The sequence below is a fragment of the Acidobacteriota bacterium genome, from assembly GCA_034211275.1.
Classification (GTDB): Bacteria; Acidobacteriota; Thermoanaerobaculia; order Multivoradales; family JAHZIX01; genus JAGQSE01.
In genome coordinates this window covers 9,975-30,071 of the sequence record JAXHTF010000065.1, presented here as the reverse complement: position 1 = coordinate 30,071, position 20,097 = coordinate 9,975, and the positions used below count along the sequence as shown (strand labels likewise).

Sequence of the window (20,097 nt, the reverse complement as noted above, 5' to 3'; positions counted from 1 at the left end):
CGGGAGCCGGCCACGGCACCCGCTCGCCGCGACCCCATTCCTGCTCCAGCTGCTGGCGCTCGCTCGCCGACAGCAGCGGCAGCTGCGCCACCGGCAGCTGCGGGTTGGCCACCATGCCCGTGAGCAGGGTCTCCAGATGGCGCAGCATGCGGTGGATGGTGGCGGCGTCGTGACGCACGCCGTCGTATTCCAGATCGAGGGTGAGGCCGACCTCGGGATAGGCCACCAAGGTCAGGGAGTAGGTCGAGCGCTCTTCGGTACCGGTCTCCTTGCTGGTCAAACCACCGGCCTGAGCCGCCGGACCGGGATCTTCCAACGGATAGTTCTGAAACACCATGAAGGTGTCGAAGAGGCCTTCCCCTGCCGTCACGTCGCTCCACTTCTGAATCTCCGCCAGCGGCGTGTACTCGTACTGCCGCATATCCACTTGGCGATCCTGGAGCTTGCGCAGCCAGGGGGCGACCTGACTCTCCTTCGGTCCGGCGGCGGGAACCCGCACCCTCACCGGCAGGGTGTTGATGAACAGACCCACCATCGCCTCGACACCATCCAGCTCCGCCGGACGTCCCGAGACGGTGACGCCGAAGACCACGTCGTCGACGTTGGCGTAGCGCGCCAGCAACAGCGCCCAGGACGCCTGCACCAGAGTGTTCACCGTCAGCTGGTGACCGCGGGCAAAGGCCTGGAGAGCCTCGCCGTCGGCTCGGGACAGGGAGTGGGTTTCCTCGGCGTGGCGCCGTGGGCCCTCGGCGGTGGGCCGATCGGCGATCACCGGAGTCGGCTCGTCGAAGCCCCCCAGCCATTGCTTCCACCAGCTCTCCGCCGCTTCCATATCCTGCTCTTGGAGCCAGGCGATGTAGTTCCGATAGGGCGGCACCTCCGGCAACTCCAGAGGCTGGCCGTCGCGCTCGGCATCATAGAGGCGGAAAAACTCTTCGAATAAGAGGGGCAAGCTCCACCCGTCCACCAGCATCTGGTGGAAGGACCAGATCAGCCGGTAGCGCTCATCCCCGGTGCGCGCCAGCAGGACTCGGGTGAGGGGCGCTTCTTCGAGCACGAAGCCACGGCGCCGGTCCTCTGCCAGATAGCGCCGCTGGCGCTCGAGCTGACCGGCTTCGTCGAGATCGCGCCAGTCGTCCTCACGCACCGGGAATCGGGCATCGGAAAGGACGAGCTGCAACGGCTCGTCAAGCTCCTGCCACAGAAAGGCGGTGCGCAGAATGGCATGACGCTCCGCCAGCCGTTGCCAGGCGGTCTCGAAGGCTTCGGTGTCGACGACGGTATCGAGCTCGGTGGTGAGCTGTCCGACGTAGATTCCCGCCTCCGGCTCGAGCACGGTTTCGAACAGCATGCCCTGCTGCAGCGGCGATAGAGGATAGATGTCGGCGAGGGCCGGATAGGAGCTTTCGAGGCCTTCGACCTTCTGCTGGTCCAGCCGCGCCAACGGGAAGTCGGAGGCGGTCCAGCCGCCGGCCTCCGGCGACAGGCAATGCTCCAACAGCGTGACCAGGTGGTCGATGAAGGCATCCCCGAGGGCCTCCACCGTCTCCTCCCGATGGCGGTTGCGGCTGAACGCGAAAGCCGCCTGCAACCGACCGTCGACGATGCGGGTTTCGATCTCCAACAAATGGGTGCGGAGAGCGTCGGGGCCTTCACTATGACCGACGCTCTCGGAGCTCAGCTCCACCGGCAGGTCTTCCTCACCGGTCTTGCCGACCTCGGCCTGCCCCATGCTGTTGAACAGAATCGATGCCAACGGCTGCTTCGCGATTTGCCGGCGAACGGACTCCTCGGCGAAATCCCGCAGCACGCCGAAGCCCAGACCGTTGTGGGGTACGGAGCGCAACTGCTCCTTGACAGCCTTGATGGACTCGCCGGGACCGTCGGCGTCGCGAAGATCGAGCAGCACCGGATACAGGGTGGCGAACCAGCCGACGGTGCGCGAAAGATCGATGTCGTCGAACATCTCCTCGCGACCGTGGCCTTCGAAGTCCACCAGCAGACGCCGCTCGCCGGCCCAATCCCCCAAGCTCTGCACCAGGGCGGTGAGCACCAATTCGCTGAGCTGAGTGCGATAAGCGGAGGGAGCGTCCTGGAGCAGCTTGGTGGTCTGCACTGGGGAGAGGAAGACCTGGACCACCGCCTCGGAAGCGAGGTCATCGGGTCCCTCGTCGAGCTCCGCGGGCAGCGGATGAGCATCCTCCCGCGCGGGGTTGGTCCAAAAAGGCACCTCGCCGTTCAGTCGGCCCGAGGCCCCGAGCTCTTCCAGCCTCTTGCCCCATTGCTGGAAGGAGCTGGTCTTGTCGGCGAAGTCGATCTCCCGGCCCGTGGCGAGGCTGCCGTAGGCACTCAGCAGGTCGCGCACCAGAAGCTCCAGGGAGTGATTGTCGGTGACCAGGTGGTGGGTCACCAACAACAACCGCTGGGATTCGCCGGTGCCGTGGTCGAAGAGCGCTCCTCGCACCAGCGGCCCTCGGCCCACGTCGAAGGTTCCCTGCAGCCGGCTCGATGCCGCCTCCTGGGCCGCGAGCCGATGCTCGGCCTCGAGGCGGGAGAAGTCGACCACGAAGAAGGGCACACCGATCCCGGCCCGCTCGTGCTCCGCATACCAGCCCGCCTCGTCCTGGCGGAAACTCAGGCGAAGGGCGTCGTGGTGGTCCACCAGCGCCGACAGGGCTTGCTCCAGCAATTGAGCGGACCAGCGCTGCCGGAGGCGTAGCAGCACCGGCAGGTTGGTGTGGTGCAGGCTCTCGAGGCCGGCCTCGAGGAACCAGCGCTGGATCGGCAGCAGCGGCGCCCGGCCGGTCACCGGTCCCTGCTGAGCATTGATCGCCGCGGCGCTACCGGCCACCGCCGCCAGCTCCTTGAGAATCGGATATTCGAAGATCTGCCGCGGAGTCACCCGCAGGCCTTCCCGATGCAGGCGGGAAGTGATCTGCAGGCTGAGGATGGAATCACCGCCGAGCTCGAAGAAGTCGTCGTTGCGGCCCACTCGCTCGACCCGCAGCACCTCCTGCCAGATGCCCGCCAGGAGGTTCTCCAGGCGGCCTTGCGGAGGAGCGAACTCGCTGGTTGCCACCGCCTCGACATCGCGCTCCGCCAGGGCTCGCCGATCGACCTTGCCGTTGGGGGTCAAGGGCAGGGCTTCGAGCTCTCCGAAGGCCACCGGAATCATGTGCTCCGGCAGCGTCGCCGCCAAATGCTTGCGTAGCCCCTGACCGTCGAGCTGGCCGCCCCGTGCCAGCACCACGAAAGCCACCAGCCGGGCGGCACCTTCATCCTGGGTCTGAGGAATGACGGCGCATTGCTCCACCGAGTCGTGGGTGACCAGCACGGCCTCCACTTCTCCCGGCTCGACCCGGAAGCCACGGATCTTGATCTGCTGATCGAGACGGCCGAGGAATTCGAGCGACCCGTCTGCCCGCCAGCGCGCGCGGTCGCCGGTGCGGTACAGACGCTGGCCGGGCGAGCCGCCGGCGAAGTCGGGAATGAAGCGCCAGGCGGTCAGACTCGGCCGGCCGAGATAGCCCCGAGCGATGCCGGCACCGCCGACGTAGAGCTCGCCGGCCACTCTCGGCGGCACCGGTTCCCCCCGGCCGTCGAGGACGAAGACCTGGTTGCCCGCCACCGGACGGCCGATGGGCAGATCCAGCAACGAAGCATCGATCTCGTCCTCCCCTGCCGGCAGCAGGTGTACGGTGTTGGTCACCGTGGTCTCCGTCAAACCGAAGACGTAGAGCACCGGCACGCCCCACCGCCGCCAGCGGGCCAGCGCCGCCGGATTGGGCTTTTGGGTTCCCAGCATCAGCAAGCGCAGAGACTTGGGAGGCTTCTCGCCACGACTGTCCAGATCCCGCACCCACTCCTGCCAGTACACCGCCGGCAGCTCCATCACGGTCACCCCCTGCACCCGCACCGTCGCCTCTAGAGCGCGGGTGGAGAGCAGCAAGTCGCGCCCCGGCAGAGTGACGGTGGCACCGGCCAGCAGGGTGGGGATGATCTCCTCCACCACCACGTCGAAGCTGACGGAGGCGAATTGCAGGACTCGGTCCTGAGGCTGCAGGGCCAGGCGCCGGCGCATCTCCTCGGCGTAGAGGGCCATGGAACCGTGAGAGACCAGCACACCCTTGGGCTTGCCGGTAGATCCGGAGGTGTAGATGGCGTAGGCGAGGTTCTCCGGATGCAGCGCCGGCGGAATCAACTCGGGCAGCTCACCCTCGACCAGAAGGTTCGGCGCCATCAGGTCGATCACCGGCGTGGCTTCAGGCACCAGGCGCTGGACGCGTTGCTCGAGGTCGAGGGTGGTGAGCACCACCCGCGCTCCCGAATCCTCCAGAGTCAGGGCCAGGCGCTCGTCCGGGTACGCGGGATCCAGGGGCAGATACGCGCCGCCGGCGTGGAGAATGCCCACCAATCCCGCAACCAGCGCCGGCGAACGTTCGGTGACCAACGCCACGACGGTGTCGGGCCCGACTCCCGCTTCCCTCAGGACCTTCGCGACGCCGTGAACCCGGCGCGCCAGATCGCTGTAGGTCCAGGGCGCTCCCTCCGAAGGTCGGATGGCGGCAGCCTCTCGGCGGGCCTTTGCCACTGCCACGAAGCGCTGGGGAAAGAGACCTCCTCCGGCCTCCGCCTCGACCCCCGTGGGCCACTCGCGCTGAAGCTGCTGCACCTCCGCCGGGGAGAGCATGGACACCGCCGCCAGGGGCTCCTCCCCCTGGTCGGCGAAGCCTTTCAGGATCTCCTCCAGATGCCGCAGCATGCGCTGGATGGTGCTGTCGTCGTGGCGCCGGGCGTCGTACTCGATGTTGAGGGTGACCCGGGGCTCCGGATAAGCGACCAGCGTGAGGGCGAAATTCGAACGCTCTTCGGTGCTGGTGTCGGTGCTCGCCAGCGCGTCCGCCTCCTCTTCCTGACGATCCTCCAAGGGATAGTTCTGAAACACCATGAAGGTGTCGAAAAGGTTGCGGCCGGGGGCCATCTGGCTCCAACGCTGTAGCTTGGCGAGCGGCGTGTACTCGAATTGGCGCAGCTCTACCTGCTGCTCCTGGAGCCGCTGCAGCCACTCCGTGACGGTGGGTTCTCCAGCCGCGGTCTTTCCAGCACCGGCGGCACCGGCACCGAAGCGCACCCGCACCGGGAGGGTATTGATGAACAGACCGACCATCGACTCGACGCCCTCGAGCTCCGCCGGACGGCCGGAGACGGTGACGCCGAAGACCACGTCGTCTACGCCGGCATAGCGAGCCAGCAACAGAGCCCAGGAGGCTTGAACCAAGGTGTTGAGAGTCAGGCGATGACGGCGGGCAAAGCTCTGCAATCGCTCCCCTTCCGCCGCCGGCAGCGCCGCCAGAGCTTCAGCGTAGACCCGATCACCGCCGACCTCGTCGCGGTCGAAGACCACCGGGGTCGGTGAGGAGAAGCCGTCCAGCTGCTCGACCCACCACTCCCGGGCCTCGTCCAGAGACTGATCTTGGAGCCAGGCGATGTACTCGCGATAGGGCGGCACCGGTGCCAGCTGCGGGAGCTCCTCGGAGCGCCGGTAGGCGTCGTAGAGACGAAAGAACTCGTCCAGCACCAGCGGTACGCTCCAGCCGTCCAACAACATCTGGTGGAAGGACCAGATCAAACGGTAGCGGGCCGGCGCCACCTTGGCGAGGAGGATGCGGGTGAGGGGGGCCTCGGAGAGCTCGAAGCCCACCGTGCGATCCTGCTGCAGGTACTCTTCGAGTTGCTCCGCCTGCCGGCGCCGGGGGAGCTCGCTCCAGTCCACCTGGGTGATGGGCAGCTGAGCGGCTTCCTGGACCAGCTGCAGGGGTTTCGGCAGACCCTCCCAGCGGAAGGTAGTGCGTAACACCGAGTGGCGCTCCAACAGCTGCTGCCAGGCGGCGCGGAAGGCGTCCATGTCGACATCCGAATCGAGCTCGGAAGAGAGCTGGCCGACGTAGATCCCCGCCTCCGGCTCGAAGGCGCTCTCGAAGAGCATCCCCTCCTGCAACGGCGACAGCGGATAGACGTCCTGCAGTCCCGGCACCTCTTCGCAAAGACCTGCCAGAATCGATTGGTCGACGCCCGAAAGGGGTACGTCGGAAGGCGTCAGACCGCCGTGCTCCGGATCGCTGCAATGTTCGATGAGGGAGCGCAGAACCGCCAGGAACGAGTCCGCCAGGTCCTGGATCGTTTGTTCTCGGTGCAGCTCAGTGCTGTAGTCCCAGGCGACCTCCAGACGGCCATCGCGAATTCCCGCCTCGACCCCCAGCAGGTGGGTGCGCAGGGCATCGGCTCCGGAGGCCGGTCCGGCGTCGCCGGAGCTCAGCGCGAAGGGCAGAGAAGAATCTTCTGCTCCCTCTTCCACCTGTCCCTGGTTGTTGAACAGGATGTCCGCCGTCGGCAGCTCTGCCAGCCGGCTCTGCACGCCCTCGCTGCCCAGATAGCGCAACAGGCCCCAGCCGAGGCCGCGGTGGGGCACGGCGCGGATCTGCTCTTTGACCCCGGTGATCACCTCCGCCGGCTCGTGCAGGTCCCGCAGGTCCAGGAGCAACGGATAGAGAGTGGCGAACCAACCGACGGTGCGCGACAGATCGACGTCGGCAAAGATCTCCTCGCGGCCGTGGCCTTCCATTTCCACCAGTACCAGCCGGTCTCCGACCCAACCCGCCACCGCCTCCGCCAGCGCCGCCAACAGAATGTCGTTGATCTGGGTGCGATAGGCCTTCGGAACCTGGCGCAGCAGCGCCTCGGTCTCCTCCGCCTCCAACCCCACCCGGCAGGTGGCCTCGGAAGCCTCGCTATTGACGCCACCGGGGAAATCCACCGGCAGCCCCATCACCTCCTGACGCTCCTCGGCAGCCCAGAAACCGAGCTCGTCAGCCAGTTCCTCGCTGGCGGCGTGAGTCTCGAGACGACGAGCCCAGGCGGTGAAAGAGGTGGTTTTGGGCGGTAGCTCCGGCGGCCGATCCTCGGCCAAGGCTTCGTAGGCTTGGGCCAGGTCCTGGGTCAGAACCTGCCAGGAGACATTGTCGGTGACCAGGTGATGGCTGACCAGCAGCAACTGCTGGGGCTGTTTCGCCCCGGCATCGAAGAGGGCAGCCTGGAAGAGCGGCGCCCGACCGACGTCGAAACTTCCCTGCAGGCTGGTTCCGACGGCTCGAACCGCCACCGCCCGATCCTCGTCGGCCAGAGCCGAAAGATCCATCACCACCAAGGGAATCTCGCCGGTGAATGGCTGGCCTTCCTGGTACCAGCCGCCCTCGCGCTGGTGGAAGGACAGGCGCAGCGCGTCGTGGTGGCGCAGCAGCTCCGCCAACGCCTCCGCCAGCGGCTGAGCCCGGAAACGCTGACGCAGGTCGAGGAGCAGCGGCAAGTTGGTGTGGTGGCGGCTCTCCAGCTCGGACTCCAAGAACCAGCGCTGGATCGGCAGCAGCGGTGCGACACCGACCACCTCGCCCTGCTCCGCCTGGATCTCCGGAGCGCTGCCCGCCACCGCCGCCAGCTCGGCGACAGTGGGATGCTCGAAGACCTGCCGTGGGGTCACGCGCAGGCCTTGGCGATGGGCCCGGGAGGTGATCTGAATGCTCAGGATGGAGTCGCCGCCGAGCTCGAAGAAATCGTCGTGGATGCCGACCCGTTCGACCCGCAGCACCTCGCTCCAGATCTCCGCCAGAGTCTGCTCCAGCGGATTGCGCGGCGCCTCGTAGCCGGCCTCGCCGCGGGGCGCATCCGTCACCCGGGCGAGGAGGGCTCGCTGATCGACCTTGCCGTTGGCGGTGAGGGGAATCTGCTCCGCCGGCTGAAAGACCGCCGGCACCATGTACTCCGGCAACCGCTCCTTGAGGTGGGCCCGCAGCTGCGCAGGGCTAGGGATCGCATCCTGTCCTTCCGCCGGCACAACGAAAGCCACCAGCCGGGCCGCGCCTCCCGCCGCCGGCACCTGGGGCACCACGGCGCACTCGCTCACCTCGGCGTGGCTTCGGAGCGCCGCTCCGACCTCCCCCGGCTCGACGCGGTAGCCACGAATCTTGACCTGCTCGTCCTGCCGGCCCAGGAACTCCAGCGCGCCGTCGGCCCGCCAGCGTGCGCGGTCACCGGTGCGGTAGAGCCTTTCTCCGGCCCCTGCCTCCGCCTTGCCGCTCAGCCAATCCGGGACGAAGCGTTCCGCGGTGAGAGCCGGGCGATCGAGATAGCCACGGGCGACGCCGGCACCGCCGACGTAGAGCTCACCGGGCACCCGCGCCGGCACCGGCCGACCGGCGCGATCCACCACGTACAGCCGATTGCCCGCCACCGGACGACCGATGGGCAGATCCAGCGCTTCTTCGCTGCCGGCCTCTCCCGGCGCCAGCGGCGGCAGGAGGTGCACCGAGTTGGTCACCGTGGTCTCGGTGAGACCGAAGACGTAGAGCACCGGCACGCCCCAACGGCGCCAGACCGCGAGGCTCTCGGGGTTCGGTTTTTGGGTGCCCAGCAGGATCAAACGCAGGGACGGCGGCGGTGTCATCCCGCGGGCGCCGAGGTCCCGCACCCACTCTTGCCAATACACCGCGGGCAGCTCCATGACGGTGACGCCGTGGTCCGTCACCACCGACTCCAGCTCGCCGGTGGAGAGCAAGAGATCCCGCCCCGGAAGCACCACCGACGCTCCCGAAAGCAGCGCCGGGATCACCTCTTCCACCACCACGTCGAAGCTGATGGAGGCGAATTGCAGGAATCGATCCGCCGAGGTCAGGGCCAGTCGCTCCTGCATCTCCTCACCGTAGGCCATCATCGAGCCGTGGCTCACCGCCACTCCCTTGGGGCGGCCGGTGGAGCCGGAGGTATAGATGACGTAGGCGAGGGTCTCCGGTGCCGCTTCCGGCACTGGCGGTGCATCCCCCTCCTGCTCCATGGCGGCCTCGAGGTCCAACACCTCGGTGGTCGGCGGTGCCAGATCGCGCAGTCGCTCGACCAGCGCCGTGGGCGCCAGCACCACCGCTGCCCCGGAGTCTTCGAGCATCAACGCCAACCGTTCGTCGGGATAGGCGGGGTCCAGCGGCAGGTAGGCACCGCCGGCCCACAGAATGCCTACCAGCGACGCCACCAGCTCCGGCGAGCGTTCGGTGCACAAGGCCACCAGATGCTCCGTACCGACCCCGGCGGCGGTCAAGGCCCGGGCGATCCGGCCACCGTAGAGCTCCAGCTCACCGTAGGTCCAGACGCCCTGGTCGCTGATCACCGCCGGTTCCGCAGGCTGCCGCTGGGCGACCTGGGAGAAGCGCTGAGGGAAGAGGCGGCGGGCCTGAGTCCGGACCTGCGCCAAAGGCCGCTCGTGCTGCCACTCCAGCATCAGCTGCTGGCGCTCGCCGGCGGTGAGTAGTTGGAGACTCCCCAGGGGCTGCTGCGGCGCCGCCGCCAGCCCGAGGAGCAGCTGCCGTACGTGGCGGAGCAGGCGGTCCGCGGTAGAGAGATCGTGGCGCAGGAGATCGAACTCGAGGTTCAGCTGCAGGCGCTCGCCGGGGTTGGCGTTGAGGGTCAGCAGGTAGTTGGAACGCTCCTGCGCCTCGGCAGCACTTGCTTGTCCTTCCTTGGCTTCATCCCCCGACGCTTGCTCGCCCTGCTGGGCTCCCTCGCCGGCTCGCTCCACCGGGTAGTTCTGGAACACCATGAAGGTGTCGAAGAGGCTTTGATTGGCCCCCAGCTCGCTCCAGCGCTGAATCTCCGCGAGCGGAGTGTGCTCGTATTGATGCAGCTCCGCTTGATCCGCCTGCAGCCGCTGCAGCCACTCCAGCACGACCGCGTCGTCCGGTACCTCCACCCGCACCGGCAGGGTGTTGATGAACAGCCCGACGATCTCCTCGACGCCGAAGAGATCCGCCGGCCGGCCGGACACGGTTTCGCCGAAGAGCACCTCCGACACGCCGGCGTAGCGCGCCAGCAACAGGGCCCAGGCGCCCTCCACCCAAGTGGTGAAGGTCACGCCCTGGGCCCTGTTGCCGGCGTAGCGCGCCAGCAACAGGGCCCAGGCGCCCTCCACCAAAGTGTTGAAGGTCACGCCCTGGGCGCGGGCAAAGCGTTGCAGCTGCGAGGACTCGCTGGCGGACAGGGCGAGCACGTGCTCGTGATGACGGCGCTCGGCTCCCGGCGCTGGCGGCCGGTCCACCACCACCGGGGTTGGCTCGGTGAAGCCCGCCAGCCGCTGGCGCCAATAGGCTTCACCGTCGTCGGACTGCAAACGCTTGTCGAGCCAAGCGATGTAATCCTTGAAGGGTCGTTCCGGCGCCAGCTGGAGCTCCCGTCCCGCCGCCGCGGCGCGATAGAGCGCGAGGAACTCCTCGAACAGCAGGGGCAGGCTCCAGCCGTCCAGCAGCATCTGGTGGAAGCTCCAAACCAGCCGGTACTCCCCCTCTCCCAGCCGCGCCAGCAGCACGCGGGTGAGCGGTGCCTCGGTCAAGTCGAAGCCCCGGGCCCGTTCTTCCTCCAAGAAACGCTGGAGGTGAAGCTGCTGCTCCGGCCCGGTCTCGTCGCTCCAATCCTCCACCGCCACCGGTACCGTCACCCGCGGGTGCACGGCCTGCAACGGCTCGTCCACGTCCTGCCAGTGGAACGACGTGCGCAGCACGGAGCGCCGGTCCGCCAGCTGAGCCCAGGCGAGGCGGAACGCGTCGAGGTCCAAATCGCTACGGAAGCTGTAGGTCAGCTGCCCCACGTAGATGCCGCCCTCGGGCTCGTAGAGGGTGTGGAAGAGCATGCCCTGCTGCAGCGGAGACAGCCGGTAGAGATCTTCCAGGTCCGGATAGCGGGAGCTCAGATCGTCGAGCTGAGCCTGGGTCACTGCCGCCAGCGGGAAGTCGGAGGGGGTAAGGCCTCCGGCCTCCGGGGTCAAACAATGCTCGAGCAGGCGGCGCAGGGCCGCCATGTACTCTCGGGCCAGCTGCTCGACGGTCTGCTGGCGGTGCAGGTCGGAGCTGAAGTCCCAGGTCAAAACCAGGCGGCCGGCGTCGATCTTGGCCTCCACCTCCAGTAGATGGGTACGCCGGGAGTCGGGGCCCGCCAGCTCGCCCATGGGCTCGCGGCTAGGCACGAAGGGCAGATCGTCGGCACCCAGGTCGTCGACGTCCATCTGTCCCTGGAAGTTGAACAGCACCTGAGCATCCGGCTGAGCCTCGAGGGCGGCCTGTACCTCGGGGCTGCCGTAATGCCGCAGCAGGCCGTAGCCGAGCCCGTTGCCGGGCACCGCCCGCAGCTGCTCCTTGACCGCCTTCAGGGCTTCCCCGGGCTGCTCCCCCTCGGAGCCCTCTGCCACCGGAACCTGCAAGAGCACCGGGTAGAGAGTGCTGAACCAGCCCACCGTGCGGCCGAGGTTGACGTCCTCGAAGAGATCCTCACGGCCGTGCCCTTCGAAGTCCACCAGCAAGCGGTGAGAGCCGGTCCAGCCGCAGAAGGCTTCCGCCAGAGCGGTGAGCAGAAGCTCCACCACACTGGTGCGATAGGGAACGATCGCCTGCTCCAGCAGATTCTTGGTCTCATCCTCGTCGAGGCCCATCCGGACCACCCGATTGCTCATCCGGCGGTTCTCACCGTCGGAAAAATCCAACGGCAGCGACGCCGCATCCTGGCGGGCATCGTCGGTCCAATAGGGGATCTCGGCGTCTAGCCCGCCCTCGGTGACATGCTCGGAGAGCTTTTCGCCCCAGCGCTGGAAGGACGTGGTCTTGAGCGGCAGATCCACCGCGGCGCCGGCGGTGACCTGGGCGTAGAGCACGGCCAGGTCCTCGGTGAGGATTTCCCAGGAGACGTTGTCGGTGATCAGGTGGTGAGAGACCAGGAGCAAACGCTGCGGCTCCCCGGGCCCGTGCTCGAAGAGAGCGGCCAGGAACAGGGGCGCGACGCCGATGTCGAAGGAGGCCTGGTGCGCTGCTGCGAGCTCGCCCTGGGCCGCCGGCCGATCCTCCGGCGGCAGCGCCGAAAGATCGTGGACGGTCAACGGGATCGACATCTCCTCCGCAGGGCGGTGCTCCTGGTGCCAGACGCCCTCAGCGTCCTGATAGAAGAACAGGCGCAGGGCGTCGTGGTGCGCCAGCAACGCCTCCAGCGCCCGCTCCAGCGGCTCGGCCTCGAAGCGCTTCCGCAGCTCCAGCAAGAAGGCGATATTGGTGTGGTGGCGGCTCTCCAGACCTGCCTCGAGGAACCATTGCTGGATCGGCAGCAGCGGCGCCTCGCCCTCGACCTCGGCCTGGGTCGCCTGCACCGCCGAGGCTCCTTGAACGACCTCCGCCAGGCGGGCCACGGTGGGGTTCTCGAACAGCTCCCGGGTGGTGAAGTGGAGCCCCATGCGGTGAGCTCTCGAGGTGATCTGCAGGCTCAGGATGGAGTCGCCGCCGAGTTCGAAGAAGTCGTCGTGAATGCCCACCGACGGCGCGTTCAACACCTCCGCCCAGATCTTCGCCAGCTTGGCCTCGAGCTCGTTGGTGGGCTCGCCGCCGGCGGTGGTGCTCAAGGTCGTGGCGTCCGGCGCCGGCAAGGCCTTCTTGTCCACCTTGCCGTTGGGGGTCAGGGGGATTTCATCGATCTCCACGAAGGCCGAGGGCACCATGTAGTCGGGCAGCCGCTGGCCGAGGAAGCCGCGCAGATCGCCGACTTCCAAGGGCTCTTCCCCTTCCGCCACGATCCAGGCCACCAGCTGGGCGCCACGGCTCTCCCGCTGCAACGGCGCCACCGCCGCCGCCCGCACCCGGGGATGCTCGACCAGCGCCGCCTCCACCTCTCCCGGCTCGACCCGGTAGCCGCGGATTTTGACCTGATCGTCGAGGCGACCGAGGAAGTCCAGGCTCCCGTCGGCCCGCCACCGGGCGCGGTCACCGGTGCGGTAGAGGCGCCCCCCCTCCTCGGAACCGAAGGGGTGGGGGACGAAGCGCTGAGCGGTCAGAGCGGGTCGGCGGAGATAGCCGCGGGCAACGCCGGCACCGCCGATGAACAGCTCGCCGACGACCCCGGAAGGCACCGGACGGCCGCGCAGGTCGAGCACGTAGAGCTGATTTCCCGCCACCGGTTTGCCGATGGGTAGCTCCGCCGGCGGTGCCTCGGCGCCGGCTGCCGTCTCCGGCTGAACGGTGAACAGACTGTTGGTGATGGTGGTCTCGGTCAGTCCGAAGACATAGGTCAAGGGCACGCCGTGTCGCCGCCAAGCACTGACTCGCTCCGCCGCCGGCTTCTCACAGCCCAGCAGCAGGAAGCGCAGAGACTCGGGGAGGGCCCCCTGCCGCTGCTCCAGCTCGTGGACCCACTCCTGCCAAAAGGCCGCCGGCAGCTCGAGACCGGTGACCTGCTGTTCCTCCAACACCTGCTGGAAGAGCTCCAGGGAGAGCAGCAAATCCTCCGGGTGCACCACCACGGCGGCGCCGGCGACGAGCGTCGGGAAGACCTCCTCCACCAGCACGTCGAAGCTCATCGAGGCGAATTGCAGCACCCGGTCCCCGGGGCCCAACTCGAGGAGGGCGGCCATCTCCAGGGCGTAGTTGGTAACCGCACCGTGGGGCACCAGCACACCCTTGGGCTTGCCCGTGGATCCCGAGGTGTAGATGGCGTAGGCGAGGTTGTCAGCGTCCGGCGGCACCGGCTGAAAGCCCTTCGGCGCCGCCTCCGGCAGCGCCGCCACATCCACCACCGACACCGTCGAGGGCAGCTCGCCCAGTGCCTTTCGGGCGGAGGCTTCGGTCACCAGCACCGTCAGCTCCGAATCCTCGATCATGGCGGCAAGGCGGTCCGCCGGGTAAGCCGGATCGAGGGGCAGATAGGCGCCGCCGGCCTCCAAAATGCCCAGAATGCCCGCCACCAGCCACGGCGAGCGGGGCACCGCCAGGCCGACGACCTGGTCGGGGCCAACGCCCCGGGAAATCAGCTCCGCCGCCAGCGCCCGCGAGCGCTGCTGCAGCTCGCCGTAGCTCCACACGCGGTCGCCGGCGAGCACCGCCGGCGCTTCCGGATCCACCGCCGCCCGGCGAGCGAAGAGCTCCTGGAAGGTCGCCGCCTCGGAGTGGGCTGCGGGCCCCAGCGCCCAGGTTTCCAGCAGCTGGCCGCGCTCCGCGGCAGTGAGCACCGACAGCGCCCCCACCGGTGCCTCCGGATCCGCCGCCATCCCTGCCAACAGCACCTCCAGGTGGTGCAGCATGCGCTCGATGGTGGTCTGGTCGTGGCGCTGCGGGTCGTACTCCAGGTCCAGGGTCAGCCGAGTACCGGGATAGGCCACCAGGGTGAGGGCGAAGGTAGAACGTTCTTCAGTGCCATAGGCTTCCGCCTCCAGGCTGGCACCCTGCTCGTTGACCGCTTGGTCTACGGGATAGTTCTGGAACACCAGGAAGGTGTCGAAGAGCTTCTGCTGAGAGCCGAAGCCACTCCACCGCTGCACTTCCGGCAGCGGCGTGTACTCGAACTGGCGGAGCTCCGCCTGATAGTCCTGGAGCTCCTGCAGCCACCCCACCACCGGCGCCGTCAGCGGCAGCTTTATGCGCACCGGCAAGGTGTTGATGAACAACCCCACCATGGTCTCCACACCATCGAGCTCGGGAGGACGGCCGGAAACGGTGACGCCGAAGACGACGTCCTCGACGTTCCCATAGCGGCCCAGCAAGAGGCCCCAGGCCGCCTGTACGAGGGTGTTGAGGGTCACCCGGGCATTGCGGGCGAATCCTTGGACCTCGTCGGTGAGGGGCGCCGGCAGCGCCCGCAGAACCTCGCCGTAGCCTCGCTCCTGCGCCTCTTCGGGGCGGTCGAAAACCAGCGGTGTGGCCTCTTCGAAGCCCGCCAGCTGACGTTGCCACCAGGTCTGGGCAGACTGCAGATCCTGAGCCTTCAGCCAGGCGACATAGTCCCGGTAAGGCCGCGGCATGGGCAACGCCGAGGTCCGCCCAGCGCGATATGCATCGTAAAGAGAGAAGAGCTCGCCGAGGAGTAAGGGCAAGCTCCAACCGTCTACCAGGATCTGGTCGTAGCTCCAGACCAGCAGGTAACTCTCCTCGTCGAGGCGCGCCATCAGCAAACGCATCAGCGGCGCCTGCTCGTAGTCGAAGCCGGCCTGCCGATCTTCCTCGAGATAGGCCAGTCGCCGCGCCTCCACCTCTTCGGCGTCGAGGCCGCGCCAATCTTCCTCCACCACCGGCAGCTCCGCCGTCTCCTGGACCAGCTGCAGAGGATGCTCGTAGCCCTGCCAGCGGAAGGAAGTGCGCAAGACGCTGTGGCGGCGCACCAGCTCGGCCCAAGCACGGTGGAAGGCCTCGAGATCCGGCAACCGCTGGAACCGGCCGCTGAACTGGCCGACGTAGACGCCGGATTCCGGATCGTAGAGGGTCTCGAAGAACATTCCCTGCTGCAGCGGGGTCAGCGGGTAGAGATCCTCGAGCACCGCCCCGGTGCTCTCTACATCCTCCACCAGCGCCTGGAGGTTCCAGGCGTCGAGACCGGCGAGGGGGAAGTCGGAAGGCGTGAAGCCGCGGGACTCGGGATCCACGCAATGCTCCACCAGGCTCGAGAGGTGGTCGACGAAGCCCTGGGCCAGAGCCTCGGCGGTAGCTTCCGCGTGGACCTCCGGGCTGTAGATCCAGGAGACTTCCAGCGCGCCCTCTCGAACCCCCACATTGACCTCGAAGAGGTGGCTGCGGACCAGATCCTCCGCTTGCGGCGAGCCCACGTCTTCGGAGCCCAACCGGAAACCGTCCATCTCCTCCGCGCCACCGCCCGCGCCAGCGTCGACGCGGCCGACGTAATTGAACAGCACCTGGGCCGCCGGCAGCTCCTCGAGTCGGGCCGCCGTTTCCGGCCGCAGATAGCGCAACAGGCCGTAGCCGAGCCCACGCGCCGGCACGCCGCGGACCTGCTCCTTGACCGCCTTGATCTCCGCCGCCACATCGCCGTCTTCCCCCTCCTCCGGCGGCATATCCGCCAGCTCGTCGAGATCGAGGAGCAGCGGATACAGGGTGGCGAACCAGCCGACGGTGCGCGAGAGGTCGGCGTCGCCCAGATCCTCGCGGCCGTGGCCTTCGAGATCCACCAGCAGGCGGCGATGACCGCTCCAACCCGCCAGCGAGCGGGCCAGGGCGGTGAGCAACAGCTCCTCCGGGCGCGTACCGTAGGCGCGGGACGAGCGTTCCAACAAAGCGGCGGTGGTCTCCGCGTCTAGACTCGTGGTGACCGTCCGGGCGGTGCCTTCCCGGAGCTCCGAGAGGTCGTCCGTCCCCCGCTCCAAAGACTGATCCAGAGGCAGCTCTTCGACCTCGGCGCGCTCCGGTGCCAGCCAGTACTCGGCCTCGGCGGCCATCTCGCCGGATGCGGCATGCTCCGCCAACAGCTCCTGCCAGCGGGCCAGGGACGTGGTCTTGGCAGGCAGAGCGGGGGTCGCGCCGCTGGCCACGGCGCGGTATGCCGCCACCAAATCCTCCACCAGCAGCCGCCACGACACCGTGTCTACCACCAAGTGATGGACCGCCAGCAGCAGGCGCGTGCGGTGCTTGCCACCACCGTCGAAGAGCAGCGCCCGGAATACGCCACCGTGCTCCAGCTCGAGCTGCGCCTGGGCTTTACCGCCGAGGCGAGCGATCTTCGAGCTCTGACGCTTCGCCGACAGCCCCTTGAGAGTCTCCACCGACAGCAGCGGTGGCGCCTTCCCCGAGGCCCGGTTCTCCGCCAGCTGCTCCGTCGTCAACAGCTGCTGGCTCCAGCCGTCCTCGCCGCGGAGGAAGGCCGCCCGCAGGCCGTCGTGGTGCGCCAGCAAATGCTCCAGAGCGCGTTCCAACGCCTCGGGATCGAGGGCTTCCTCGGTTTCCAGCAACAGCGGCAGGTTGAAATGCTCCGGCGTCGCCGGATCCCGGTCGAAGAACCAGCGCTGGATCGGTGCCAGCGGTACCGCACCGGAGACCTCCCCCTGCTCCGCCAGCTTCGCCGGTTGCGTCGCCAAGGGCGCCAGCTCGGCGATGGTGGGATACTCGAAGACCTGTCTCGGGGTCAATGACAGACCCGCTCGCTGGGCCCGGGCGGTGATCTGGAGGCTGAGAATGGAGTCGCCGCCGAGGTCGAAGAAGTTGTCGTCGACGCCGATGCGCTCGACGCCCAACACCTGCGACCAGACCTCTGCCAGGGTTCGCTCCGCCGGCGTCACTGGAGAGCGGTAGACGACTTCCGCCGGAGCCTCGAAGCCGACCCGCGGCAGCGCTTCCCGATCGATCTTGCCGTTGGGGGTGAGCGGCATTTCCCCGAGCACGACGAAGGCCGCCGGCACCATGTACTCCGGCAGCTCTTCCCGCAGCGCCCGGCGCAGGCGGGTGCGCAGACCCTCGATCTCGTCCTGGCCGTCATCCGCCGTTCCTCCCTCGACGGTCACATAGGCATAGAGCCGGTTGCCGCCATCGGTCGAGGGCCGGGCGACCACCACCGCTTCCGCCACTCCCGGCTGGCGTCGGAGGGCGTTGTCGATCTCCTCCAACTCGACGCGGTTCCCCCGGACCTTGACCTGGAAGTCGGCACGGCCGAGGAAATCCAGCTGGCCGTCGAGCCGGAAACGCGCCAGGTCTCCGGTACGGTAGAGACGCTCGCCGCCCTCCCCGGCGTCCTCGCCGACGAAGGGATTGGGCATGAAGCGCTGGGCAGTGAGAGCCGGGCGACCGTGATACCCGCGACCGACGCCGACGCCACCGATGTACAGCTCGCCGGTGACTCCGGCTACCACCGGTTCCAGATCCTCATCCAGAACGTAGACCAGGTTGTTGGCCACCGGCCGGCCGATGGGCAGATCGGTCTCGTCGGAGTCCACCAACGGGTAGAGGGTGTTGGTGACGGTGGTTTCGGTGAGGCCAAAGACGTAGATCAGGTCGATGCCGAAACGACGCCACGCGGTGATGCGCTCGGGGTTGGGCTTCTCGGACCCGAGGAGCAACAACCGCAGGGACTCCGGCGGCCGCCTATCGGCGGTGGTCATCTCCCGCACCCATTCGTGCCAATACGCTGCCGGCAGCTCCAACAAGGTCACCCGCTGGCGCTCCAACACGCCGTGGAGCTCGTCCACCGAAAGCAGGAGATCGCTGCCGTGGAGCACCACCGCGCCCCCCGCCAGCAGGGTCGGGAAGATCTCCTCCACCACCACGTCGAAGCTCAGCGAGGCGAATTGCAGCATCCGGTCCGCCGGGCTGAGGCCGAAGCGGCGAACCATCTCCAGGCTGTAGTTGACCACCGCACGATGCTCGATGAGCACGCCCTTGGGGCGGCCCGTGGAACCGGAGGTGTAGATGATGTACGCCAGGTTGTCGGCGTCGCCTCCTGCGGCCGGGGCTTCCGCCTCCTCCCCATCATCAGCTCTCGCCAGCTCCAGATCGTCCAGGAAGACGATGTCGGCGGAAGTTTGCGGCAGCCGGTCGGCCAGGCTTCGACGGGTCACCAGCAGCGGGGCCGCCGAGTCCTCGAGCATGTAAGCCAGCCGTTCCGGTGGATAGGTCGGGTCCAAGGGCAAATAGGCGGCGCCGGCCTCCAGGATGCCCACCATCCCCAACACCAGGCCCGGAGAGCGGTCCATCAACAACCCGACCACCACTTCCGGTCCGGCTCCCTGCTGCGCCAGCTCCCGAGCCAGGACCCGCGAGCGCTGGATCAGCTCGCCGTAGCTCAGCTCCTCGTCCCCGCACACCACCGCCGTGGCTTCGGGGGTCGCCGTCGCCTGTTCCGCCACCAGCTGATGCAGTGTGCGGTCCCCGGGGAACGGCCGGCGAGTGGCGTTCCAGTCCACCAGCAGCTGGTGACGTTCCTCCTCGGTGAGGGGGGAGAGGGCGCCCACCGCCCGCCCGGGCTCCGCCACCATCTCCTCCAGCAACCGCTGCAGGTGATCGAGCATGCGCACCACGATGACCCGGTGAAAGCGCCGACGCTCGTATTGGGCTTCCAACACCAGCTCGCTGTCCGGCATCACCACCAGGATGATCGGGAAGCCGGGTTTCTCGGAGGTCTCTACCCGCCGCGCCTGGAGGTCGCCGTAGCCACCCTCCAGAGTGGTCGAGAGGGGCGCGTTTTGGAACGACAGGACGCTCTCGAAGAGCCGCGCTCCCGGATCCAGACCGACCCACTTCTGGATCTTCGCCAGCGGGCTGTACTCGTATTGCCGCGCCTCTGCGTGCCGCGCCTGGAGCTCGCCGAGCCAGGTCAGTAGAGGCTTCTGAGGCTCCACCGGCACCCGGACTGGAAGAGTGCTGACGAAGAGCCCGATCATGGACTCGACCTCGGGCAACTCCACTGGACGGCCGGAGCCGATGCTGCCGAAGACCACATCTCGCTGACCGCTGTAGCGGCTGAGCAGCAGAGCCCAGACGCCCTCCATGAGGGTGTTGAGGGTCAGCCCCTCCTGCCGGCTCAGGTCCCGGAGCGCCTCGCTGAGGGCGGCGGGGAGCCGCAGACGGTAGAGGCCATAGGGGTCCTCCTGAGCTGGTATAGGGATCGCCGGCTGATCGACCCCGAGGGGAGTGGGGGTGGTGAAATCCGCCAGGCGGTGACTCCAGAACTCGCGGGCCCGCTCCTGGTTCTGCTTCTGGAGCCAGGCGATGTAGTCGCGGTAGGGCTGGCGCTTCGGCAGCGCCGGCGGCCCGCCGTTGGTCAGCCCCCGGTAGAGAGCGAAAACCTCCTGGAGCACCATGGGGAAGGACCAGCCATCCACCACCAGGTGATGCACGGTCCAGAGGAAGTAGTGCAGGTCGGCGCTGCGGCGCACCAGGTTGATGCGCATAAGCGGCGCCTTGCGCAGATCCAGTCCGCGCCGCCGATCTTCGGCCAGCAGCTCCTGCCAGCTGCTCTCCTGCTCCTCCGGGGACCGGTCGGTCCAATCCTGAACCGCGAGAGGGAGCCGAGCCTGCCGACCCACCAGCTGCACCGGCTGAGCGATCTTCTCCCAGGCAAAGGCCGTACGCAGCACCGGATGGCGATCCACCACCGTCTGCCAGGCCTGCCGAAAGGCCTCCAGCCGAAGCGTGCCTTCCAGCTCACAGCTGACCTGGAAGATATACACGTCGGAGCCTGGAGAATAGACCTCCTCAAAGAGCATCCCCTCCTGCAGAGGCGACAGGGGATAGATATCTTCAATATTCTTCTTGGCCATTC

Annotated in this window: 1 protein-coding gene; it reads right to left on the bottom strand. The window is 67.8% G+C overall.

Features of this window, described 5'->3' with window-relative positions:
- Window positions 1-20,095, bottom strand: a 20,095-nt coding sequence (locus SX243_12175) for a non-ribosomal peptide synthase/polyketide synthase (protein MDY7093719.1), incomplete at its 3' end; no start/stop codon positions are given.
- Window positions 20,096-20,097 lie beyond the last annotated feature (2 nt).